Origin of the sequence: Paenibacillus sp. LX16 (assembly GCF_036252815.1) — a bacterium.
Classification (GTDB): domain Bacteria; phylum Bacillota; class Bacilli; order Paenibacillales; family Paenibacillaceae; genus Paenibacillus; species Paenibacillus polymyxa_B.
The window spans coordinates 4,847,599-4,870,214 of record NZ_CP141152.1 but is presented as its reverse complement, the minus strand read 5'-3'; the positions used below and the strand labels follow the sequence as shown (position 1 = coordinate 4,870,214).

Sequence of the window (22,616 nt, the reverse complement as noted above, 5' to 3'; positions counted from 1 at the left end):
TCCCTTTTGTTTGAACGCTGGGTCTTCCGGGGTAATAATAGTCAAGATATGCAGAGGGTTGTTTCAGGTATGTAGAGACCAAAGGGAATAAAGAAGCAAGATATGTGCATACTGACAAAAATACCGGACGAGGGCGTTAAAAATTAATTTAGACCGAAGGGAGTGGAGGGTATGGCTGCAAATTTTAGTAAATCAGGATCAACTGACGGGCAAATGAGCCGGACGGTATCTGTTATCGCTTGGATCGCCTGTATTGCAGGTATTATCCTTATTTTGCTTGATATAGGTAATTTAACTGATCGGAATATATATTTAATGACAGGCATTGGTTGCGTTGTTGCCGGGATTTTTATTTTTCTAGTTGGGAAATCATTTGTCATTGCACGTAAGAAGGAAGACCAGGAAAACGGCCGCAGTTAATACAATTTAAAAATGATTTAAAGCGAATATATGCTGAAAACAACAATGTGGGGCTTCGAGCAGTGTAGGATGATAACTGTAAGGAGTCCCGCTTTTTTCTTTAATATAACTTCTTTAAGATACACAAATAACGTTTTTATTATGTCATCTTTGTATTAATAAGAAATTTTGAATTTGCAAGAGAAATTTTATTTTTAGAGATGTTTTTCACAAAAAACGGACAAATAATCGACAATTCTGTTAACAATAAAAAAAGTGGCCACTTTTCTGCTATCTTATATAGGGGCAACATTACAGGAGTTCGTAAAGTTTTGAGTAATTTATTATTTAAGGAGAGGGGAACAACATGAACAAAAAACCAAAAGCGATTATTGCGTTGGTTTTGACCGTGCTCACGGTAGCATTGCTCATTTGGACGTGTTTTTATGCTGGCGGAAAATACGTTGTTTTCGATCCGAAAGGACCCGTTGGGCAAGCACAAAAAGAGCTGATCATTCTTACAACGGCATTGTCTGCGCTAATAATTGTACCGGTCATGATTTTGACTTTCTTCATCATTTGGCGGTATCGTGATACACCGACAAACAAGGTGAAGTATCAACCCCACTGGGATGACAGCAAAAAGCTGGAGACCACATGGTGGGCTATTCCAATTATCGTTATCTGTATTATTGCTGTCATTACTGCAAGATATACCTACTTGCTGGAGCCTTCCAAGCCGTTGGCAAGTACGCAAAAGCCAGTAACCATTCAAGTGACTTCACTGGACTGGAAATGGCTCTTTATGTACCCAGAGGAAGGTATAGCTACAGTTAACCAAGTTCACATTCCTAAAGGTGTTCCAGTCCGTTTTGAACTGACTGCTGACGCCCCGATGAACTCATTCTGGATTCCGCAATTGGGCGGACAAATCTACACCATGTCAGGCATGGCTATGAAACTGCATTTGCAGGCCGATCACGAAGGAACTTACTTTGGTTCGGGTGCAAACTTTAGCGGTGAGCATTTTGGACAAATGCGTTTTGATGTAGAAGTCCAGTCGGATGAAGAGTATAAAAACTGGGTCGCTGACATCAAAAAGCAGTCTAAGCCGCTGACGAAAGACGGCTATTTGGCGCTTGCAAAACCAGGTTTGTCCCAGCCTGATGAGTATTCTTCGATTCCAGATGGCTTGTTCAAAGACATTGTTAACAAGTATGTAGTGGAGGGCGCTTCTAACCCACATGCTGGACATGGTGAAGCTACATCCACAGAAGGTTCTTCTCAGTCCGGCACAGAAGATCATGCGGCAATGGACATGAGTCATATGAATATGAGCGGACACAATTAAATGATTATAGGGAAGGAGGCCCCCAATGCTTGACAAAATAAAAGAGTTTGCATCCACTTTCTTCGTTACTGGAGACCCAATGATCTATGGAGCGGACGTCTCCATCGCATTAGCGACGATTGGGATCGTGTTTGTGCTCACTTATTTCAAAAAATGGGGCTGGCTTTGGAAAAACTGGTTGACTACCGTTGACCATAAAAAAGTCGGTATTATGTATATTCTTGCGGCCATCTTGATGTTATTCCGCGGAGGCGTGGATGCATTATTGATGCGTGTTCAACTGGCTACACCGGATGTTACACTACTGCATCCTGAGCATTACAACCAGATTTTCACAACACATGGCACGATCATGATCCTGTTTATGGCGATGCCGTTGATGTTTGGTTTGTTTAACATTGCCGTACCACTTCAAATTGGTGCGCGCGACGTTGCGTTCCCTTTCCTGAACGCATTGAGCTTTTGGCTTTTCTTCATGGGAGCGATGTTGTTCAACCTGTCCTTCGTTATCGGCGGTTCGCCAGATGCAGGTTGGTTGAGTTATCCACCGCTTTCAGAACTGCAATTTAGTCCAGGCGTCGGTCAGAACTTCTATATCTGGGGTATTCAGATTTCGGGTATAGGTTCATTGGCTACAGGGATCAACTTTATTGTGACCATTATTAAAATGCGTGCACCTGGTATGACTTGGATGAAAATGCCTGTCTTTACGTGGTCCGTATTTTCGTCATGTGTTATTATCATTTTCGCATTCCCGATTCTGACGGTTACTTTGGCATTGCTGTTCCTTGACCGCTTTGGAGGAGGACACTTCTTTACGCTTGATTTCGGCGGTAACCCGATGATGTATATCAACTTGATCTGGATGTGGGGTCACCCTGAGGTATACATTGTAGTCTTGCCCGCCTTCGGTATTTATTCCGAGGTCATCAGCGTATTCTCCAAAAAGAAATTGTTTGGATACAAGTCCATGGTTTACGCCATGTTCATTATTGCGATCTTGTCCTTCTTCACCTGGGCGCATCACTTCTTCACGATGGGATCAGGCGCAGATGTTAATGCATTCTTTGCGATTTCGACGATGGTTATCGCAATACCGACAGGGGTTAAAGTATTTAACTGGCTGTTCACGATGTATCGGGGTAAGATTACATTTAAGACTCCTATGATGTGGTCAATTGCTTTTATTCCGAACTTCTTGATTGCTGGTTTGACGGGCGTCATGTTGTCTGTAGCGCCTGCTGACTTCCAGTTCCATAACAGTTACTTCCTGATCGCTCACTTTCACTCCGCTCTGATTGGTGGTGTAGTGTTCGGTTACTTGGCAGGTCTGTACTATTGGTGGCCTAAAATGTTCGGTTTCACATTGCCTGAAACGCCTGGTAAATGGGCTTTCTGGTTCTGGAACATCGGTTTCTATGTATGTTTTATTCCGCAATATTCCCTCGGTCTGATGGGTATGACGCGTCGTCTGAGCACTTACGGCTGGGATACCGGCTGGCAGCCGCTTAACCTCGTTTCGACCGTTGGGGCATTTTTGATGGGGATTGGTTTCTTGTTCCAGGTTCTTCAAATTCTTCTGGGCATCAAGAATTACCGTAAGCTGAAGGATACAACAGGCGATCCTTGGGGTGGCCATACGTTGGAATGGTCGATTCCTTCACCTGCACCGGAGTACAATTTTGCTACCATTCCACAAGTAGAAGAACGGGATGACTGGTGGGCAGAAAAAGATAAACGTGCAAAAGGTATTTTCAGAAAGCAACCGCCAATTGAAGCGATTCATATGCCGAAGAACTCGGCGATTCCATTCATTATGTCGGTATTCTTTTTCATTGCAGGTTTCGGGTTCGTATTCGGATGGTCGTTCTTCTATATTCCAGGACTGATCGGTGTGGCAATTTGTATGATTTGCCGTTCGTTCTTCTCCTATGATGGCGACTACTATATCCCTGCGGATGAAGTAAAACGCACGGAAGCGGCAATAAGGGGGTCTGTATAATGGCACAAGCTACAGCACATCACAGCCATGATCATGACCACGGGCATCACGATCCGCAAGAATTGAAGATGCTTGGTTTTTGGATCTTCCTCGTAACGGACGTAATCCTGTTCAGTACCTTGTTCGCAACCTTCGTCGTCCTTCGGAACAACACAGCCGGAGGACCGGGTGGCGCAGAGCTGTTTAACATGACGGGCGTTATTATTGAAACGTTCCTCTTGCTCACGAGCAGCTTCACAAGTGGTCTGGCTGTGTTGGCCATGAACAAAGGAAGCATGAAGGGATTAATTAACTGGTTAATCGTGACGACGATCCTGGGTCTTGGTTTTATCGGTTTTGAGGTTTACGAGTTTGTTGAGTTGGTACACGAAGGAGCCAATTTTGGAACCAGTGCGTTCTTGTCGGCATTCTTCACTTTAGTCGGAACGCACGGACTTCACGTTTCGTTAGGTCTGGTTTGGATGATTGGACTCATGTTCCAGTTGAAAAAACGCGGGCTTACACCAGAGACGAAGGGGAAAGTTTCGGCATTGAGCTTGTACTGGCACTTTTTGGACGCTGTCTGGATCTTCTTGCTGACAGTCGTCTATTTGATGGGGGTGATGTAGATGGCACAGCATCAAACAGGAGCGGGTTCGCATGGTCATGATGATTCTCACGGTTCAGTGAAATCCTATGTTATCGGGTTTATTCTGTCCATCGTACTGACCATCATTCCTCTCGGTGTGGTTATGAATCATATGTTGAGCCGCACTTCGACCATGGTTGTTATTTTAGCCGCGGCAGTGCTGCAATTTCTGGTTCAGCTTTTCTTCTTCATGCACATTCGTGAGAGCAATGGACCACGCTGGAATGTCATGACTTTGATTTTCGGGGTAGTTATCCTGTTGACCGTTGTTGGTGGTTCTGTATGGATTATGGAATACAACATGGTAGCACACTAATAAGTAGGATTTTTGCAAAATCACTCAAGTACAAACGAATTAGGAAAGAAGAAGCGGACTTAGAGCCGCTTCTTCTTTTTTTGTGTAGCTTATTAAAATAAAAACTGTGGCTTCTTGAACTCAAGTTTACATATGTGTAAAATGGAATTGTATAACAGTAGAGTGAAAACGATAATACTAGTGGAGAGCGGAGGAAAAAGTAATGAACACAGAATTACTGTTTAAACCTTTTAAGTTAGGTAATTTATCTCTTCCCAATCGGATTGTTATGGCGCCAATGACACGGAATTTTTCTCCTCAAGGTATTCCAGGGCCTGACGTGGCCGCGTATTATCGTCGCCGTGCCGAAAATGCAGTAGGATTGATTATTACAGAGGGAACTGCTATTAATCATCCCGCAGCTGTGGAGCACACAAGCATTCCTAATTTTTATGGTGAGGGATTAAAGGGGTGGGCCAAGGTAGTTGAGGAGGTTCATGCGGTAGGTGGCAAGATTATACCGCAGCTCTGGCATGTGGGTACGGCCCGTAAAATAGGTGCAGATAATCAACCGAATCCCGAGGCATTGCCTGTCGGTCCATCCGGTATCTCTCCTGCCGGCGAAAAGGTGGTTGAGCCATTGACGGAGGCTGAGATTGCGGATATTATTTCAGCTTATGCACAGGCCGCTGCCGATGCCCAGCGAGTGGGTTTTGACGGTATTGAGCTTCATGGAGCACATGGCTATTTAATCGATCAATTTTTCTGGGACAAAACCAATAAGCGCACCGACCAATACGGAGGCAACTTGGTCCAGCGTACTCGGTTTGCGGTGGAGGTCATTGAGGCTTGTCGTCGTGCAGTAGGGCCGAATTTCCCAATTGTATTGCGATTCTCCCAGTGGAAGATGTACCATTATGAAGAAAAGCTGGCCCAAACACCACAGGAACTTGAACAGTTTCTCACTCCATTAGTGAAGGCCGGAGTGGATGTATTCCATTGCTCAAGCCGCCGTTTTTGGGAACCGGAATTTGAAGGGTCTGATCTAAACCTGGCAGCTTGGACGAAAAAGATAACAGGCAAGCCAGTGATTACTGTGGGCTCGATTGGTTTGGAGAAGGCCTTTTTAAGTGATTTGGAAAATAATAATCGTCAAACCGATCAATCCAGTAATGTAGAGGCAAGATTAGAACAACTCGTGGGGCAAATAGAACGAGAGGAAGCTGATCTGGTTGCGGTTGGGCGTGCTTTGCTGGTTGATCCAGCGTTTGCGGTGAAGTTACGTGATCAACAAATAAATGAAATTATTCCTTACAGTGATGAAGTATTAAAAACGTTGAATTAAGCTTTATTAAGCTCTAAGTAGTGTAAAGCTATAGTGTTAGGCAAGCATTGAGACTTGGAAGTTTTCTGTTACAGGGCAAGCTGTAATATAAGCTATTCGTAAACTCTACGAATTTGCTATAATAGGAGCATCAAGTCGAAATACACGGGGTGAAAAGGATGAATTCTGAAACGGAAGCTTTGGATTGCGAGCCGGCTTGTCACGGTTCAGATCAGGAAATTGAGCGCATAAAATCTTCCCTTGTTGAGGATTCCATCGCATACAAAATGTCGGAGCTGTTCAAAGCACTGGGTGACCCGACACGAATCAAGTTGATTTATGCCCTGGCACAAAAAGAACTGTGTGTTCATGATCTGACCCAGGTGTTGAACATGGGACAATCTGCGGTATCCCACCAGCTTCGTTATTTGCGCAACCTGCGTATTGTCAAACGACGCAAAGAAGGCAAGACGGTGTTTTATTCACTGGATGATAATCATGTGGAGCAGATCTTTTTGCAAACCCATCAGCACATATCACATCAATAATTTTTGGGATAAAACAACAGAGGGCGCCAAGCGATTGGCGCTCTTTTGGCGTTTGTCCGTTGAATTCGATTTTTTTGTTAAAAAGGGCTAGAGTCATTGACTTTTGACCCTGATCCTGAATATAATGGCCTTAACAAATAATATATGAACAGTTGCTCATATATAGTTAATTGGAGGCCAATGACTATGGATGCTCTAAAAAGAACGGAACGGCATGAATGGATTTTGGAAGGTTTGGATTGCGCCAACTGTGCTCTCAAGATTGAAAATGGAGTCAGTAAAATAGAAGGGGTCATGGATTGCTCGGTCAATTTTGTTACGAAAACGTTGACGATGACCACAAGTTCGGATCAAAAAGAAGAGATATTTCGTCAAGCCGAACGGAAGGTTCACAGACTTGAGCCACATGTTCGGATGGTGGTAAAAAGTGCCCGTGGCCGCCTGCATGAAGACAGCAGAAGCAATGCTGGTGCAGTACAGTCAGACAGCACGGTGGATTGTGCATGCGGTTATGAGCATGATGGTGAAGGTGAAGGGCATACACACGAGGTCGGGCAACATGCAGCTCACAGCCACGCTGGTCATCATCATGGAGCACATGGCAAGCAAGCCCATACGCACGATGGACACAACCACGGCGATCATGCACACGAGCATCACAACCACCATGCAGAGCACGAACATGGTGAAGCCACCCACGCTCATTCACATTCGCATGGAGATGATGGACACGCTAGGCATACGCATGATCACGGTACGGACGGTATGCGCCGCATGATTGCGCGTTTGGCTATTGGTGCGGTCGTTGCGGCTATTGCCTGGTGGTTACCTGTCGAAGGTGTAGGCAAGCTGGCCCTATTTTTACTGGCATATATCATCGTTGGCGGTGATGTTGTCTTGCAGGCTGCGCGCAGCCTGGTGCGTGGAATGGCCTTTGACGAATACTTTCTGATGACGCTGGCTACTGTTGGTGCATTTGCGATTGGGGAATACCCGGAAGGCGTAGCTGTCATGTTCTTTTATCAAATCGGAGAGCTGTTTCAAGGCATTGCAGTTAACCGTTCACGTAAATCCATCAGTGATCTGATGGATATTAGACCGGACTATGCCAACCTGAAGACGGCTGAGTCCGTACGGAGAGTGTCCCCAGAAGACGTTCGCATTGGGGATTTGATTGTAATTAAGCCGGGCGAGAAGATCCCGCTGGACGGTAAAGTTATAGATGGTAAATCGCATGTGGATACCTCTGCGTTGACTGGTGAATCCGTGCCTCGTACCGTAGAGCCGGGAAGCAACGTGTTGAGTGGATTTATCAATACGAACGGACTTCTAACGGTAGAGGTTAGCAAAGAATTTAGTGAATCGGCGGTCTCGAAAATTTTGGAATTAGTGCAAAATGCGAGTGCCAAAAAAGCGCCGACTGAAAAGTTTATCACGAAATTTTCCAGATACTATACTCCAGTAGTGGTTATTGTAGCGCTGTTGTTGGCGGTTGTTCCACCGCTTGTTGTGCCAGATGCACAATTTGCAGATTGGGTATACCGTGCGCTTGTTTTCCTCGTTATTTCTTGTCCTTGTGCGCTGGTAGTATCCATTCCACTGGGCTTCTTTGGGGGAATTGGGGCAGCCTCCCGTTCAGGAGTTCTGATCAAGGGCGGGAACTATCTTGAAGCTCTGAATCATGTAAAATACGCTGTTTTTGATAAAACAGGTACACTCACCAAAGGTGTTTTCCGTGTAACAGGAATTTATCCTGCCGGAGATTTTACAAACGAAACCCTGCTCGAAACCGCCGCTTTGGCGGAGCTGCATTCTACACATCCTATTGCTGCGTCTCTGCGTGAATCCTACGGTAAAGAACTCAGAGCAGAACGGGTTCAGCAATATAGTGAAATGTCCGGTCACGGGATTCAGGCACAAATAGATGGTCGTCTGGTACTGGCTGGGAACGCCAAGCTGATGGAACGGGAGCATGTTGCTTTTAACGCGGCGCAGCAAACAGGGACGCTGGATGAAGGAACGGTCGTACATGTGGCTGTAGACGGAACGTATGCCGGGTGCATTCTGATTTCAGATGAGGTTAAGGAAGACGCAGCCCAAACGGTTGCTTCACTGAAAAAGTTGGGTGTGGTGAAAACCATCATGCTGACGGGTGACAATCGGACTGTTGCCGAGGCCGTAGGACGACAGCTGGGTTTGGATGAAGTACGGGCAGAACTGTTACCTCAGCACAAAGCCGAAGCCATCGAGCAGTTGTCTGCAAGTAAAAAAACAAGCGACAAAATTTTGTTCGTAGGCGATGGGATTAATGATACACCCGTACTGGCGCTGGCAGATGTCGGTGTAGCGATGGGCGGTTTGGGATCGGATGCTGCGATTGAGGCGGCAGATATCGTAATCATGAACGACGAGCCTTCAAGGCTGGTTACGGCGATCCATATCGCCAAGCGCACACGTCGTATCGTATGGCAAAACATTATATTTGCGCTAGGTGTCAAAGCTGTGTTTCTTACGCTGGGAGCATTCGGTATTGCTACGATGTGGGAGGCTGTATTTTCCGATGTAGGTGTAACATTGCTAGCCGTATTGAATGTGATGCGTGTATTGAAGGTTCGTTCTTACGAGTAAAAAAATAAACACCCCCGGGTTAACTTGGTCAAGACCCCATTTTATAGACACTGAAAAAAGACCCTAGGCTATAAGCTGCTTCCGATACTCTTTCGGAGGCAGCTTATTTAACTTTCGTTGTGGTCGACATTGGTTGTAAAATCGAATATATTCTTCTATTCTCCTTTGTGCCCCGTCCATATTTCGGATATCATATGGGTAGAGCCCTTCCGTTTTGAGATGCGAGAAGAAGCTCTCCATCGAGGCATTATCATAACAATTGCCTCGGCGAGACATGCTGATCCGGGCGCCAACCTTTGGCAACATGTCATGGTACGCATGGGACGTGTACTGGAATCCCTGGTCGCTGTGAACGATGAGGCCAGTCACGTCTTTTTGCTGTTTAAAGGCTTGTCGAAACGTCTGTAAAACCAGTTCGTTATCATTTCTATGGCTCATCTGGTACGCGATAATTTCGTTATTGAACAAGTCTTTAATCGCAGACAGATATAGCCAGCAATCCCCCACACGATATTGCGTGATATCTGTGACCCATTTTTGATTAGGTTTGTCCGCCTTGAAATCCTGTTTTAGCAGATTTTTCGCCACACGACCTTTCGTAGAGGAAGCATAGTTGCAGCGATGTTTCCGGCGAATTTGTGAGCGGATTCCCAAGACCTGCATGAGCCGGAGTACCTTTTTATGGTTCATCCAGACTCCATGATCGTGCTGCAAAAATAGTTGAATTTGGCGATAGCCGTAGACCCCGTTATACTGCTCATACACTTTCTTCACAAGTGCTTTCGCGTCCCGATCTCGATCTGCTCCTCTACGCTTTAAGAAGGCGTAATATCCACTTCTGGAGACTTTGAAAAGCGTACACAGTTTGCTAATAGGATAGTCTTTCGCAGCTTTCTCAATGGTTATATATTTGTGTGCTTCATCTCCTGTATCCAGATTTCCAAACACTTTTTTAGCATATCATTTTCCCGTCTCAGCTTCTGTACATACCTATCCTGATCGATATACTCCTTACGCCGTCCTCGCTGGTCCATGAGCCCGAATTCACCGAGTTGCTTGTATTTGCGCATCCATTCTTTTAATCGATGTCGATCTGCGATCCCAAACTTCTCCATGAGTCTACGATACGTCCAACCTTCTTCAATATGGAGTCGTATGGCCTCTACCTTGGTTTCAAACGTATACTCGTTAAACTTTGTTCCCTTTTTCGCCGGCATAAAAAATGCACCCCTTAGATTTCATCGGATAAACCAGGGGTTTATTCCAATGTCTATTCTAAGGGGTGCACTTCAAGTGAAGACCGGGGGTGTTTATTTTTATAGGTTCCTTTTTCGAGTGGTCTTGTACCAGCAGGATAGAGATTTATTTTGGGATGTAGGGTAGTTGTGCCGAAATGTATAAATGTGTGGCGTGCCTAATACGTTAAGGTAGGGGCTTTACAAGTAAGGCCCATGTAAGATTCGGTTGCTCCATAATGAGTAAGCGTTTTCTTTATTTGGAGGGGTACTCGAATTCGTGTGTGCCAACTTGCTGACGGAAGAAAGGATGGATTAATAGCATGGAGGCTAAACTGATGCATGTATTCGCAGAGCTGTTGGGTGGCAAAAATAGCCGGGATCTCAAAGTTCCAGAGCCGGGTATGGAGGCTGCTGCACAGAGGTTGGCTATGGAGACGCTAAAGGCAGGCAGCCATGAAGTATCTGCTACGCAGGAGGAAGATCCGTTGGGCTGGCTGGTTGGTTTAGCTGAGCAGGGCGTAATCAGTCGAGCGGAGGCTTTAATGGCTGCGAATCCAGAATTACTTGGGGAAACGATGCTGAATAACGGCAACGATATTGGGCAAGCAATGGGCACACTCCTAAAATGGAGCGATGAATACAGGCGCACCTCCATACGGATTTATGCCGATGCTCCTGCAAGTTTGAGTCGTATAAGCACAGAGACAGCATCAGAAATAGGCAGTTATGACGGTTATAGTCTTCTGCATGGTCCCTTGTCACTGGCATCTGGCCGTGTAGGGAAACTATGCTATGCCTATCTGGACGTAGCAGAGTCTGGACAGACGATTCATGCCCCTGACGGGGAGCCCGATCCCATCCTTATTCCCGGTTCACGTGCATCTGACACGTACAAAACCTTTAACCAGGCATCTGGCCTGCCTGGATTGTGTGAGCATTTGTCCCGTCGAATTATCAGTTTGCTGGAAACACAATATGAAAGCTTATTCGAGTCTTTGAACGGATCACCACTCACTATAGCCCTAATTGAGCAGAACAATGCAGTGGGTATTGGAAGCTTGCAAGATATGCAGCTGGAGGCATTACTGCGTGCGGCATTGCGAAGCGTGCGGCAGGGGGGAGAACCCAAGCTGGAGATTATAGTGCGCAATCCGGCTGACGTGGACGAATTCCGGGCAGCGCGAGACTGGATTGACGGCGTTGCAGAGCAGACTTTATGCGGGCGTCTTCGGTGCATTCCATATCGGGTAGGCGTGCTTTTGACAGTTGACCCGTCTTTGGTGCCTAACGTAAGCCAAACAGGGAACAGGCAAGCCGCACGGTCGGGGGAGTCAGCCAATTCCAATAACATGTCCGAAGTGAGCGCACGACAGATCAAGCAGGTGGCTCAAGCTGCAGATCTGGCACGTTTTGCCGATACGGTCATTTTAGAAGTCATACCAACTCCATCCGATGGTATTAGGGCTGAGGATCAGTTGATTCCATACGGTGTCGATGGTCATAAGAATAATAGTGATACGATAAAATGCATAATGGAAGCTGTTCGACGTGTAAAGCCTGAGCTTCCTTTATGGGTAGCAATAGACGAAATTAACCATTCTCTGGATATGATTTCGATCTTGGAGAATGAGCTGACGGGGGTCATTTGCCCGGACACAGCGGTTCCCACTGCACGCCTTGAGGCTGCGCGTTTGGGACTGCAACAGCCCGCAGATCGTCAGCACACTTCAGGAACTGCACACAATCATGCGTGGAAGTTTCCTTTAGCCTGAAGATAAGCGGAATTCTTGTAATAGAGGAATTTGCAAAAATCCAATTAGCGACTTTCAATAAACAATATATAGATCGAAATGGTCTAGTTCGTCTATATATTGCAATTTGGAGCGATTGGAATCGAATTTTGCAAATCCTGAATCGGATGCTTTAAATATGGAGGATACCTGCGTTGGCGCGGGTATCTTTTTTTATTTAGGCTATTGCTGGTTTACAAGTGGAAAAGAAAAGGTATATAATAAAACAAAAGTTTCTCTAAACCAAAATAATTGTATAGATGCAAAAATGATTATCATTCTCATTGCCAAACATGCTGCTTCGGGCTTCCCGAAGCAGCATGTGCTATTTTAGGGCACTTAACAATGGATATCATTCTCAATGAGATGCTAGTACAAAGAACAAAATATGGAAAGGAACGTGACATGATGCAAGCTGTTCAACGATTACAAGATACATTGTCTTCCTCTAACCGAACCCTTTCAAAAAACGGCAGCGGACGCCCCGGTCCGAATCGCAAACCGCAATTTCAGCTTAAAAGCATGCTGAAAAACAAGGAGATGCAAGCTGCTCTAGGTAGTGGATTGCTGATGCTGATGGCATGGGGAGTCTCACATTGGTGGCAATGGCTATCGGTCATTCTGTATGTAGTGTCCTATGCCCTTGGGGGCTGGTCCAAAGCCAGAGAAGGGATCGAAACACTGATTCGAGAACATGATCTGGATGTTAATCTGCTCATGATCGCTGCCTCTTTAGGAGCTGCGGCCATTGGTTATTGGAATGAAGGAGCCATGCTGATCTTTATTTTTGCACTCAGCGGTGCACTGGAGAGCTATACCACCGAGCGTAGTAGTAAGGATATTTCCGAGCTCATGGCGTTGAAGCCGGAAACGGCTTTGCGCTTGTCTCGCGAAGGGACGGAAACGGTCGACATTGAGCAGCTATTGCCAGGCGACCTGCTGCTGGTAAAGCCGGGCGAACTGATTCCGGCAGACGGCCGAATCTCCAAGGGCGTTTCGGCGGTGAATCAGGCTTCGATTACCGGGGAATCTGTTCCGGTAAATAAGGTGGCAGGTGACGAAGTATATGCTGGTACCATTAATGGAGAAGGCGTGCTATATGTAGAGGTTAGCCAGTCCTCGGAGGACACTTTATTTTCAAAAATCATTCGTATGGTGGAAGAGGCTCAGACCGAAGTTCCTGATTCCCAGCGGTTTATTAAAACGTTCGAATCGGTGTACGCCCGAATTGTTGTAGCTGTCACGCTGATCGTCATTGTCGGTGCACCCATAGCATTAGGCTGGACTTGGGCAGCAGCGTTCTACAAGGCTATGGTGTTCCTCGTCGTGGCCTCACCCTGTGCGCTCGTGTCATCCATTATGCCAGTGATGCTATCGGCCATTTCCAACCGTGCCCGACGGGGCATCCTGTTCAAAGGTGGTGCACATGTGGAGAATATGGCATTGACTTCTGTTGTTGCTTTTGACAAAACAGGCACGTTAACGATGGGATCACCTGTCGTCACGGATTGGATTACCGCCGCAGAATATGATGCCGATGAGCTATTGCACATTGTTGCCACAATTGAAAGTTATTCTTTGCATCCGCTGGCGCGAGCGATTGTAGCCAAAGCCGAAACTGAATTGGGACAGAGAGAGCTTCTCCCAACTGAGCAAGTGCAGGCACTCACTGGATGGGGGATGGAAGGCATAATTGGCGGGGTGAAGTGGAAAATCGGCCGCACAGATGTGCTGGATGTACCTGGTTCTTTGGTAGAGCCAGAGTGGGTGGAATGTCGGGCCCGGCTGGAAGCTGAGGGCAAAACCGTATCCATCATCCTCGCGGATGATCGGATTGCCGGAATGCTGGCACTACGCGATGAGCTGCGTCCGCAGGCGCAAGAGTCCGTGAAACGCCTGCAAGCGCAGGGTATCCGGGTCGTCATGCTGACCGGAGACCGCCCAGAAACGGCCGCTGTGATCGCGGAGCAGGCAGGAGTCGACGCCGTATATGCTGGCTTAATGCCGGAGGACAAAGTCAGCCATATTCGCATGCTACGGGAGCAGTACGGGCATGTCGTCATGGTCGGCGACGGTGTAAACGACGCTCCTGCATTGACAGCAGCAACCGTAGGACTAGGCATGGGGATGCATGGCAGCGGAGCCGCACTGGAGGTCGCAGACGTTGTGCTGATGAACGATGGAATCGAGGAGATTGCTCCGACGATAGCACTGGCGCGCAAGGCGCAGCGGGTGGTCAAACAAAATATGGTCTTCGCGGTAAGTGTCATTTTGCTGCTTGTGATCAGCAACTTTGCACAAGATATAGCCCTGCCATTTGGGGTTATTGGGCATGAAGGCAGCACAATACTGGTCATTTTGAATGGCCTGCGCTTATTGCGGTCATAGGACTAATAATCACAAGTTTATAAACAGGAAGGAGCATTCAAATCTCTTAAAATCCAAGGGGTGAATGCTCCTTCTTTTGCAGTACAACCTATCTTCGGCGCGGCGTAGACCGTCGCAAGAACAAGGAAAACAATAGCCCCGCTAGTGCAATCCCTGTGGCAATGATAAAGGCATCATTAATGCCATGGATCGTCGATTCTGTAACGGCACTTCGGTACACCTGTTGTAGCGCCAACGATGAACCACTTTCTGTTGAAATGCCCGCCGTTTGCGCGAGGGTTTGTCCCAACTGTGCTACCCCTTCGGTTAAAGGAACATTGGCGGTGGTAGCGACATTCGCATAATCCGCTACATGAATCGTGGTCCGGCTACTCATTACAGTTATGAGCCAAGCGGTACCGATAGACCCGGCAATTTGCCGTACTGTATTGGACATGGCTGTACCGTGACTACCGAGATGGGCAGGTAGCTGGTTTAGCCCTTCCGTCTGGACGGACATCATCAGCAATGACATTCCGAAGCTGCGGATCGTATAGATGATCATAATATGTCCGTAGGTGGTGGCATCGGTCAGCAGACTGAATTCCCAGGTTGTGACTGCTGTAATGATCAGTCCAATGATCGCCAACGGCCTTGCGCCTATACGGTCAAATACTGCCCCTGATATCGGTGACATCACACCCATCAGCAGTGCACCCGGCAACAGCAGCAGACCGGATTGCAGCGGTGTAAAGCCGCGTATATTTTGCAAATAGATCGGTAACAGCAGCATCCCGCCAAACATCGTCATGTTGACGGTAGCCCCGACTAAGGTCGATACGGTAAAAATATCATATTTAAACACACGGAACTCCAGCATCGGCTGTACCATATTCAGCTCGCGCACGATAAACAATACAATAAACACAACCCCGGCAGCGAGTGTAAGTATTACCGTATTGCTATCCCAGCCCTTGTCTCCAGCTGAACTAAAGCCATACAGCAGGAAGCCAAAGCCCAGTGTGGAAAAGATGGTTCCCAACAGGTCAAAGTTCGGTTTCGTTAGCTTGGATACATTTTTGAGCCAGCGTATGGCAAACAGAATATCAATGATTGCCAGCGGAATCACCAGTAAAAATAGCAGCCGCCAACTATAGTGCTCCACAATCCAACCGGATAAAGTCGGCCCAATTGCCGGGGCAAACATCATAGCGATCCCCATGGTACCCATGGCAGCACCCCGTTTTTCTGGAGGAAACACAGTCAGGAACACGTTCATGACCACAGGCATGATGATGCCCGCTCCGCTGGCCTGAATAACGCGTCCAACCAACATAGGGGCAAAGCCGGTACTGGCAGCGCAGACGACAGACCCGGCAGTAAATAACCCCATCGCGGAGATGAACAGCGCACGTGTTCCGAATGACTCAATTAGAAAAGCAGTGATAGGAATCAGAATCCCGTTGGTTAGCATATATCCGGTGGATAGCCATTGAACGGTTGTTGCAGATACATTGAAATCATTCATTAGGTGTGGAATAGCCACGTTAAGCAGCGTTTGATTCAAAATCGAAATGAAGGCGCCTAGCAGCAGCACGGACAGAATACGTCCGACGGACATTTTTTGATCCATGACAGCCTCCTACTTGTGAACTCTGATGGTCGCACTCATTCCCGGGATAATACCCAACCCCTTGTAACCTTGAATGGAAATATTGACAGGCACGACCTGCGTCACCTTGGTATAGTTGGCAGTGGTATTGGAAGTGGGCAGTAGTGAAAAAGTCGATGCGGTCGCCAGGCCGATCTTTTCGAGTTTACCGCTCAGGGACGTATCCGGGTAAGCATCAATATATACATCTACCGTCTGTCCTACTTGTAGATCCTGTACTGCTGTTTCGTCTATATTGGCGGTAATCCATAAATTGTTTAGATCAAAAGCCTTCGCTAAGGGTGTACCTGCCCCAACAATCGAGTTGTTGACTGCAGATTGCTGCACGATGGTACCATCGGTTGGAATCGTAACGCTAATTCGGCTTCCGCCCCCCTCAACACTACCAAGCGTGCTTCCAGCGGTGTAGGTTTTGCCAACCTCGGCATTCCAGCCTGTGAGCTTGCCAGCGCCTGGAGAGGCAACGGTAACTGCTTGTCCGCTCACTTGGGCATTATCGGTTTTTATGTAGTTGGCGGATTGATTGTAGTAATAGGCGGCGGCTCCACCTCCTGCCAGAATAATAATAATAACTAGCAGGTTAACTAATATGGCGCGTGAATTCATGTATAACATGCCTCCCTAGTTCTTAGATTTTCAAAGTATGCGTCAAACGATTCATAATATTCAGATGGATTTTGGGCAAGGTTAAGAGCGCATGCGAAAAGGATGATTTTGCTGACAAAGGATGATGCGCATAATGACGACCAGGATTATGATTGTATATGATAGTGAAAATGGGCATACCGAACGTCTCGCTCGCTCGATCGCAGAAGGAGCACACCTTGAGCATACGGAAGTGTTGTTAAAGCATGTGAATGAGGCCGATGTGAATGAGCTAGTGAGTGTGGATGCAATTATATGGGGTTGCCCGGGCCATTTTGGTACCATCAGCAGCGGTCTGAAAAGCTGGATTGATAAGCTGGGGTATCTGTGGGCGCAGGGCAAGCTAGTGGATAAAATCGGCGCTGTGTTTTGCACAACCGCTACCGTTCATGGTGGATTGGAATCCACACTTCTGAATTTGATTACTCCGATGCTTCATCAAGGCATGATTATTGTAGGACTGCCCGCTAATATTACGGAAAATGCATTATACGGCTCCTATTACGGCGTAGGCGTAACATGTCCAGTGGAGACAGACCCCAATGGTCCGCCTAATCTTCCAACGGGTGATGATCTTGCACTAGGTCGTTCTTTGGGCAAACGGGTCGCTGAGATAGCGGGACGGTACCGTGGCGCTGAAAGAGAATAGGAGGCTACCGATGACCATTGCTTTTATCGTAGTAGCTGCGGTTGCCTTTATTTTTTTGCTGGTATTTAATACAAAGATGACGCGCAAATCCTCTCCCAAAACTCGCCCCACGGAAGAGGAGTCACGGCAAAGAAGCAAACGCCCTTATCCTGTACAGGTGGAACCCGAGGCACGTGAAAGGATAGATTCTACGCGAGAGATGCCGCATAAGGATATCGGCGTCAAAGAACATTATGCGGAGGAACAACACAAGGTGCCTGATATCCAGACGGATACGAAGGTAGAAAAGGATCGAGAGAATATCAAAGATGCTTACGGAGATCAGGATTATCGTGCGGCTTTACGCGGTTTTGCCAGGAAGGACGAAGAAAAGGATGGACGTTCCCAAATATCCAATGGAGAGAAGGAGACTCACAAAAGTGGGGACGAGCAGTACCGTGAAGCACTGCGCTTCATGAACCAAAAAAAATGAGGTATCTCCATGTGAACATGCCAAAAAAGGCTGCTTATCTGTCTGGATTACAGGCAGAAGGCAGCCTTTTTGTGTTGCTCGGCTATAGCCATTCGGTTAGCCCAATCATCGTAATTAAGCCGAGAATAAAAGAGAATGTGGCGATCCGCTGGTTGCCATCCCCGTGACTCTCGGGAATCAATTCCTTGTAGACAATAAACATCATGGCTCCGGCGGCAAAAGCAAGGCCGTAAGGTACCAGTCCGTTCACCCAGCTGCTCAAATAAAACCCGATCAGACTCGTAATGATTTCCACGGCTCCGGTGAGGGTAGCAATGCCCAAGGCCTTGAAACGGCCGATATTTTGATTCACAAGGAACAACGCTACGATAAAGCCTTCCGGGGCATTTTGCAGGCCGATAGAGAAGGCGATGAGATTGCCGAGATTTTGAGTTTCACTTGCATAGCTGACCCCAACAGAGAGTCCTTCTGGCAAATTGTGCAATGTAATAGCTGCGATAATGAGAAAAGATTTGGACTCCAGTTGAAAGGTCTTGGAGTCTGGGTCCTCCAAATCCGCATGGGGAATGTACATTTCCATCACCAGTAATACGAGACAGCCGAGCAGGATTCCCGCAGTCAGCACGAACCAATTGGAATGCTGGATTGCTTCGGGAATGAGGTTATACACGGATGCAGAGGTCATAATTCCTGCGGCATAAGCCAACAGAACATCGCGAAGCCGATGCGTGATATTGCGCATAAACAGTATGGGCACGGCGCCGAGTCCAGTGGACAGGGCAGAAATAAAGCTACCTAAAAAAACGTCATTCATAATGGGGATAATCCCTCCATACCTGATTTATCTTTATACTTCGCTTCATGAAAACTTCATTTGACTGTTTACAGCTATTTCCGCATAATGAAATTAGGATTTAGAATCAGTCTAAGTCATAAGAAGCTACAAAACAAGTGATTCGTTTTTGCAATATCCGGGTGTCCACATTTTGGGATAAGCTTCTGGTGGAATTACTTTTAGAGTATATGCAGTAGCCCAGCGCCCGGTGCCGAAAACTCGTTATATAATACTTATGATATTTTAGGAGGAACCAAGATATGTACAAGTCCATTATTATAGGTACCGGCCCTGCCGGTTTGACCGCTGCAATTTATCTGGCACGCGCTAACATGAGCCCACTGGTGATCGAAGGACCACAGCCAGGCGGACAATTAACTACGACTACGGAAGTCGAAAATTTCCCAGGCTTTCCTGAAGGAATCATGGGACCCGATTTGATGGATAATATGCGTAAGCAAGCGGAGCGTTTTGGCGCTGAATTCCGCACAGGCTGGGTAAACAAAGTAGACACAACGGCTCGTCCATTTACTTTGGATGTAGAGGGTTTGGGTGAACTGGTTACCGATACGCTGATTATTTCCACAGGAGCGACTGCCAAGTACCTGGGTATTCCCGGGGAACAGGATAATATCGGACGTGGCGTAAGCACTTGCGCAACATGCGACGGCTTCTTTTTCCGTGGCAAAGAAATTGTTGTTATCGGCGGCGGAGACTCTGCATTGGAAGAAGCCAATTTCCTGACTCGTTTTGCCTCTAAAGTAACGTTGGTGCATCGTCGTGAAGAAATGCGCGCCTCCAAAATTATGCAGGATCGTGCTCGTGCGAACAACAAAATTGAATGGGCGCTTAATCGTACTCCTGTAGAAGTGATTGCGGACGAGAACGGAGTCACTGGCTTGAAAGTACTGAATAATGCAACAGGTGAAGAGGAAATCATTACAGTTAGCGGCGTATTCGTGGCGATTGGTCATCATCCGAATACGGGCTTCCTCGAAGGGCAAATTACAACGGACGCGAACGGTTATATCGTCGTAAATCCGGGTACTTCCGAAACAAACGTGCCTGGCGTATTCGCTTGTGGTGACGTACAGGATACTCGTTACAGACAAGCGATTACTGCAGCAGGTAGTGGCTGCATGGCCGCTATGGACAGCGAGAAGTACATCGAAAGCCTGGAGCACAGCGCACTGGCCCTGTAATGATTCTCGCAATATTGAATAAATATGTTGTAACAAAATAAATGATGAGGTGATATTCATGGAAAAAGCAATAGTATACACATCTACAAACTGCCCGCATTGCCGTCAAGTAAAAAGCTATTTGAGTGAAAAAGGCGTAGAGTACGAAGAACGCAACATTGAAACCAATGAAGCTTTTGCACAAGAGGTTTGGGATATGGGCATTCGTGCCGTTCCATTGACTTTGATCGGGGAAGAACGTATTTCCGGTATGAACAAAACCAAGTTTGAAAAAGTGTTGAACGCTTAATCCAACCTAACAACATATGACGGTCCTATGATCGTCATATGGTTTAAATAAGACCCTCATTGCAGTTACATGCTGCGACGGGGGTCTTTTTACTTTTTTTTACAAAGAGAGAATTTTGTCGAAAAGTATTGCATCTGTAGATTATAGGTGCTATATTTTAATTGTAAGCGCTTAAAACCCGGGTTGCTTTTATGTAACAATTCATCAATGCACCATCAATTATGACTTCTAATTAACTAAATAGTTCAATATCCAATAAAGGCGTGTTACTGTTCGGCAGGCAAGACCTAGATTGGGTAGGATATTTTTCCCTACCCTTTTTAGGTCTTTTTTTGTTCCTTATTTTAAGAAGGAAGGTGCAACTCATGAATTACAAAGATATCGCACAAGCCATTTTTAACAAAGTGGGCGGGAACGATAATATTAACAGTGTCATTCATTGCTCTACTCGATTGCGGATGACCCTTCGTAAGCCGGAATTGGCACAAACAGATGAAATTAAAGCTTTGGATGGAGTTATGGGAGCCGTGAATAGCGGTGGACAATATCAGGTCATTATAGGAAATGATGTAGGCTATGTCTACAATGAGCTAGTGAAATTGCTGGACCCGAATCAATCTTCTTCCGATGAAGCCGAAAAAGTGAAGATGGATCGAAGCTTTAAGGGATTGTTCAATAGTTTTGCGAGTATGATTGCAGGTATTTTCCAGCCCATTATTCCGGCCATTGCTGCATCAGGGATGTTAAAAGCACTGCTGTTGCTATGCACAGTAACCGGAATCATGAGCAAGGAAAGCCAAACGTATATGATCCTAAGTGTAATCTCGGATGCGGCATTTTATTTTCTACCTATGCTGCTGGCTTTCTCCAGCGCGCAGAAATTCAAGACTAATCCATTCGTATCCGTACTCCTTGGGGGTGTGCTACTCCATCCGAACTTAATCAGTTTGCTAGGAGGTGAGAAAGCTGTCACATTTGCGGGTCTGCCCGTAGCATCGGTACAATACGCTACCTCCGTTATTCCTATTATTTTGACCATATGGCTCATGTCATACATTGAGAAATTTGCTGATAAAATCTCTCCCGGACCTGTGAAAATATTTCTAAAACCATTAATCGTCATTCTGATTGTCGCGCCTGTTTCTCTCATTGCCTTAGGACCTCTAGGTACGTATTTGGGCTTAGGTATGTCCAACGGTGTATTCTGGATTCAGGAACGAATCGGCTGGCTTACAGTCGTATTGATGTCTATCGTGATGCCGCTAATCGTCATGTTCGGCATGCACAAAGTATTCTATCCTATTATTTTTGCTGCGCTGGCTTCACCAGGATATGAAACATTGGTACTGGTTGCCATGTTGGCTTCCAATATGGCCCAAGGCGCGGGTGCATTTGCCGTCTCGCTGAAAACGAAAGATCCCAAGTTCAAACAAATTGCTTTGTCCGCAGGTATTTCAGGGGTATTCGGCATTACGGAACCCGCTTTGTATGGCGTACATTTACGCCTGAAAAAAACACTGTTCGCCTGTATGATTGGAGCCGGGGTTGCCGGGTTGTTTGCAGGTCTTATGAATTTAAAAGCTTATGCAGCTGTGGGTCCAGGTTTTGCATCACTGCCGATGTTTATCAGTGAAGATCACTCTAACCTGGTATATGCGCTTATTACGATGGCCATTTCGATCATTGTGACGTTTATTGCAGTTTATGTGATCGGCTTTCAAGATACGGTTACCGAACCGGCTAAAATAGAAGCTCGTCCCGAGCCTGCTAAAGCACAAAGTATAAGTAAAAGCTTCAAGTCTAAAACCGTTATTTTCGCACCTATGGAGGGCACCGTTATTCCCTTACAGCAGGTTAAAGATGAAGCATTCTCTCAGGAAGCGATGGGCAAAGGGATGGCTATTCAACCAAGTAGCGGAAAAGTGGTCGCACCTTTTGACGGCATCGTAGCAAATGTATTCCGCACCAAGCATTCCATAGCCCTAAAATCAGTTGAAGGCGTAGAACTGCTCATTCACATCGGTTTGGATACTGTTAAGCTGAAGGGCCAGCATTTTACTGTGCATGTACAGGAAGGGGACGAAATTAAGCATGGACAACTTCTGATTGAATTTGAACTTGAAGCCATACAAAGGGCGGGGTATGATACGATAACTCCGATTATTGTGACCAACACGGCGGACTATCTGGAAATCGTGGGTCATGAAAGTTCAGAAAAGACAGGGCCGAAGAAGCCTCTGATTACTGTACTTTAACAGTTGTGTTTGTTGGGGGAATCAAGC

Annotated in this window: 21 protein-coding genes; 16 read left to right on the top strand and 5 right to left on the bottom strand. The window is 46.5% G+C overall.

The genetic code is table 11. From position 1 onward, the window contains the following. The first annotated feature begins 171 nt into the window (after positions 1–171). The 8 genes from T3H97_RS21950 (at position 172) to T3H97_RS21915 (ending at position 9,175) form a co-directional block, all read left to right on the top strand. The gene (locus T3H97_RS21950; RefSeq protein ID WP_328800869.1) at positions 172–420 is read left to right on the top strand and encodes a hypothetical protein; all 249 of its coding nucleotides are present in this window, start codon (positions 172–174) and stop codon (positions 418–420) included. Between the two features lie 346 nt (positions 421–766). Continuing rightward, positions 767–1,750: a ubiquinol oxidase subunit II gene (cyoA, locus tag T3H97_RS21945; RefSeq protein WP_061828908.1), complete on the top strand. Its 984-nt coding sequence runs from the start codon at positions 767–769 to the stop codon at positions 1,748–1,750. Between the two features lie 25 nt (positions 1,751–1,775). After that, entirely contained in the window at positions 1,776–3,752 is a 1,977-nt protein-coding gene (locus T3H97_RS21940) for a cbb3-type cytochrome c oxidase subunit I (RefSeq protein ID WP_013311982.1), read from the top strand. After that, positions 3,752–4,360, top strand: a complete 609-nt coding sequence (cyoC, locus tag T3H97_RS21935) for a cytochrome o ubiquinol oxidase subunit III (protein ID WP_328800868.1) — start codon at positions 3,752–3,754, stop codon at positions 4,358–4,360. The genes T3H97_RS21940 and cyoC overlap by 1 nt, the downstream gene beginning before the upstream one ends. After that, entirely contained in the window at positions 4,361–4,696 is a 336-nt protein-coding gene (gene cyoD, locus T3H97_RS21930) for a cytochrome o ubiquinol oxidase subunit IV (RefSeq protein ID WP_013311980.1), read from the top strand. Between the two features lie 202 nt (positions 4,697–4,898). Continuing rightward, positions 4,899–6,020, top strand: coding sequence for an NADH:flavin oxidoreductase (locus T3H97_RS21925; protein ID WP_328800867.1), 1,122 nt, complete (start codon positions 4,899–4,901; stop codon positions 6,018–6,020). 158 nt (positions 6,021–6,178) lie between these two features. Beyond that, entirely contained in the window at positions 6,179–6,547 is a 369-nt protein-coding gene (locus T3H97_RS21920; RefSeq protein WP_007432172.1) for an ArsR/SmtB family transcription factor, read from the top strand. 186 nt (positions 6,548–6,733) lie between these two features. Further along, positions 6,734–9,175: a heavy metal translocating P-type ATPase gene (locus T3H97_RS21915; protein ID WP_328800866.1), complete on the top strand. Its 2,442-nt coding sequence runs from the start codon at positions 6,734–6,736 to the stop codon at positions 9,173–9,175. A 63-nt stretch (positions 9,176–9,238) separates the two neighbouring features. Here T3H97_RS21915 and T3H97_RS21910 read toward each other — a convergent pair whose 3' ends face one another. Beyond that, a complete protein-coding gene (locus tag T3H97_RS21910; RefSeq protein WP_134902449.1) occupies positions 9,239–10,123 on the bottom strand; it encodes an IS3 family transposase in 885 nt (294 codons plus the stop codon). Continuing rightward, positions 10,078–10,392 (bottom strand): helix-turn-helix domain-containing protein, encoded by a 315-nt coding sequence (locus tag T3H97_RS21905; protein ID WP_025722639.1) that lies wholly within the window; start codon positions 10,390–10,392, stop codon positions 10,078–10,080. The genes T3H97_RS21910 and T3H97_RS21905 overlap by 46 nt, the downstream gene beginning before the upstream one ends. A 341-nt stretch (positions 10,393–10,733) precedes the next feature. Here T3H97_RS21905 and T3H97_RS21900 point away from each other — a divergent pair, with 341 nt between their 5' ends. The 3 genes from T3H97_RS21900 (at position 10,734) to T3H97_RS21890 (ending at position 14,591) form a co-directional block, all read left to right on the top strand. Continuing rightward, a complete protein-coding gene (locus tag T3H97_RS21900; protein ID WP_328800865.1) occupies positions 10,734–12,185 on the top strand; it encodes a PEP-utilizing protein in 1,452 nt (483 codons plus the stop codon). A 115-nt stretch (positions 12,186–12,300) separates the two neighbouring features. After that, the gene (locus tag T3H97_RS21895) at positions 12,301–12,537 is read left to right on the top strand and encodes a hypothetical protein (protein ID WP_025724155.1); all 237 of its coding nucleotides are present in this window, start codon (positions 12,301–12,303) and stop codon (positions 12,535–12,537) included. 74 nt (positions 12,538–12,611) lie between these two features. Beyond that, positions 12,612–14,591 (top strand): heavy metal translocating P-type ATPase, encoded by a 1,980-nt coding sequence (locus tag T3H97_RS21890; protein ID WP_328802866.1) that lies wholly within the window; start codon positions 12,612–12,614, stop codon positions 14,589–14,591. A gap of 88 nt (positions 14,592–14,679) precedes the next feature. Here the strand turns inward: T3H97_RS21890 and T3H97_RS21885 are convergent, their stop codons facing one another. Together T3H97_RS21885 and T3H97_RS21880 are read right to left on the bottom strand one after the other, a co-directional pair. Next, on the bottom strand, positions 14,680–16,203 hold the full coding sequence (locus T3H97_RS21885) for a DHA2 family efflux MFS transporter permease subunit (protein ID WP_190297973.1): 1,524 nt from the start codon (positions 16,201–16,203) through the stop codon (positions 14,680–14,682). Between the two features lie 9 nt (positions 16,204–16,212). Beyond that, the gene (locus tag T3H97_RS21880; protein WP_103050342.1) at positions 16,213–16,848 is read right to left on the bottom strand and encodes an HlyD family secretion protein; all 636 of its coding nucleotides are present in this window, start codon (positions 16,846–16,848) and stop codon (positions 16,213–16,215) included. A gap of 133 nt (positions 16,849–16,981) precedes the next feature. Between T3H97_RS21880 and T3H97_RS21875 the strand changes: the two genes are divergently transcribed. Together T3H97_RS21875 and T3H97_RS21870 are read left to right on the top strand one after the other, a co-directional pair. After that, the gene (locus tag T3H97_RS21875) at positions 16,982–17,536 is read left to right on the top strand and encodes an NAD(P)H-dependent oxidoreductase (RefSeq protein WP_328800864.1); all 555 of its coding nucleotides are present in this window, start codon (positions 16,982–16,984) and stop codon (positions 17,534–17,536) included. Positions 17,537–17,546: 10 nt separating this feature from the next. After that, positions 17,547–18,008 (top strand): hypothetical protein, encoded by a 462-nt coding sequence (locus T3H97_RS21870; RefSeq protein ID WP_328800863.1) that lies wholly within the window; start codon positions 17,547–17,549, stop codon positions 18,006–18,008. Between the two features lie 82 nt (positions 18,009–18,090). Here T3H97_RS21870 and T3H97_RS21865 read toward each other — a convergent pair whose 3' ends face one another. Then, positions 18,091–18,822: a ZIP family metal transporter gene (locus T3H97_RS21865; RefSeq protein WP_061828899.1), complete on the bottom strand. Its 732-nt coding sequence runs from the start codon at positions 18,820–18,822 to the stop codon at positions 18,091–18,093. 281 nt (positions 18,823–19,103) lie between these two features. Here T3H97_RS21865 and trxB point away from each other — a divergent pair, with 281 nt between their 5' ends. The 3 genes from trxB to T3H97_RS21850 all read left to right on the top strand — a co-directional run bounded on the left by trxB (position 19,104) and on the right by T3H97_RS21850 (position 22,589). Continuing rightward, entirely contained in the window at positions 19,104–20,045 is a 942-nt protein-coding gene (gene trxB / locus T3H97_RS21860) for a thioredoxin-disulfide reductase (RefSeq protein ID WP_023990316.1), read from the top strand. A gap of 58 nt (positions 20,046–20,103) precedes the next feature. Beyond that, complete coding sequence (locus T3H97_RS21855; RefSeq protein ID WP_007432162.1) at positions 20,104–20,334, top strand: glutaredoxin family protein; 231 nt, start codon at positions 20,104–20,106, stop codon at positions 20,332–20,334. Positions 20,335–20,699: 365 nt separating this feature from the next. After that, the gene (locus T3H97_RS21850; RefSeq protein ID WP_328800862.1) at positions 20,700–22,589 is read left to right on the top strand and encodes a beta-glucoside-specific PTS transporter subunit IIABC; all 1,890 of its coding nucleotides are present in this window, start codon (positions 20,700–20,702) and stop codon (positions 22,587–22,589) included. Positions 22,590–22,616: the final 27 nt, after the last annotated feature.

Coding starts and splice junctions, on each gene's coding strand:
- T3H97_RS21920 (WP_007432172.1), top strand. CDS start 6,179: ATGAATTCTGAAACGGAAGCTTTGGATTGCGAGCCGGCTTGTCACGGT.
- T3H97_RS21850 (WP_328800862.1), top strand. CDS start 20,700: ATGAATTACAAAGATATCGCACAAGCCATTTTTAACAAAGTGGGCGGG.
- T3H97_RS21940 (WP_013311982.1), top strand. CDS start 1,776: ATGCTTGACAAAATAAAAGAGTTTGCATCCACTTTCTTCGTTACTGGA.
- T3H97_RS21880 (WP_103050342.1), bottom strand. CDS start 16,848: ATGAATTCACGCGCCATATTAGTTAACCTGCTAGTTATTATTATTATT.
- T3H97_RS21905 (WP_025722639.1), bottom strand. CDS start 10,392: ATGCCGGCGAAAAAGGGAACAAAGTTTAACGAGTATACGTTTGAAACC.
- T3H97_RS21915 (WP_328800866.1), top strand. CDS start 6,734: ATGGATGCTCTAAAAAGAACGGAACGGCATGAATGGATTTTGGAAGGT.
- T3H97_RS21875 (WP_328800864.1), top strand. CDS start 16,982: ATGACGACCAGGATTATGATTGTATATGATAGTGAAAATGGGCATACC.
- cyoA (WP_061828908.1), top strand. CDS start 767: ATGAACAAAAAACCAAAAGCGATTATTGCGTTGGTTTTGACCGTGCTC.
- T3H97_RS21950 (WP_328800869.1), top strand. CDS start 172: ATGGCTGCAAATTTTAGTAAATCAGGATCAACTGACGGGCAAATGAGC.
- T3H97_RS21890 (WP_328802866.1), top strand. CDS start 12,612: ATGCAAGCTGTTCAACGATTACAAGATACATTGTCTTCCTCTAACCGA.
- T3H97_RS21870 (WP_328800863.1), top strand. CDS start 17,547: ATGACCATTGCTTTTATCGTAGTAGCTGCGGTTGCCTTTATTTTTTTG.
- T3H97_RS21885 (WP_190297973.1), bottom strand. CDS start 16,203: ATGGATCAAAAAATGTCCGTCGGACGTATTCTGTCCGTGCTGCTGCTA.
- T3H97_RS21865 (WP_061828899.1), bottom strand. CDS start 18,822: ATGAATGACGTTTTTTTAGGTAGCTTTATTTCTGCCCTGTCCACTGGA.
- cyoC (WP_328800868.1), top strand. CDS start 3,752: ATGGCACAAGCTACAGCACATCACAGCCATGATCATGACCACGGGCAT.
- cyoD (WP_013311980.1), top strand. CDS start 4,361: ATGGCACAGCATCAAACAGGAGCGGGTTCGCATGGTCATGATGATTCT.
- trxB (WP_023990316.1), top strand. CDS start 19,104: ATGTACAAGTCCATTATTATAGGTACCGGCCCTGCCGGTTTGACCGCT.
- T3H97_RS21855 (WP_007432162.1), top strand. CDS start 20,104: ATGGAAAAAGCAATAGTATACACATCTACAAACTGCCCGCATTGCCGT.
- T3H97_RS21925 (WP_328800867.1), top strand. CDS start 4,899: ATGAACACAGAATTACTGTTTAAACCTTTTAAGTTAGGTAATTTATCT.
- T3H97_RS21900 (WP_328800865.1), top strand. CDS start 10,734: ATGGAGGCTAAACTGATGCATGTATTCGCAGAGCTGTTGGGTGGCAAA.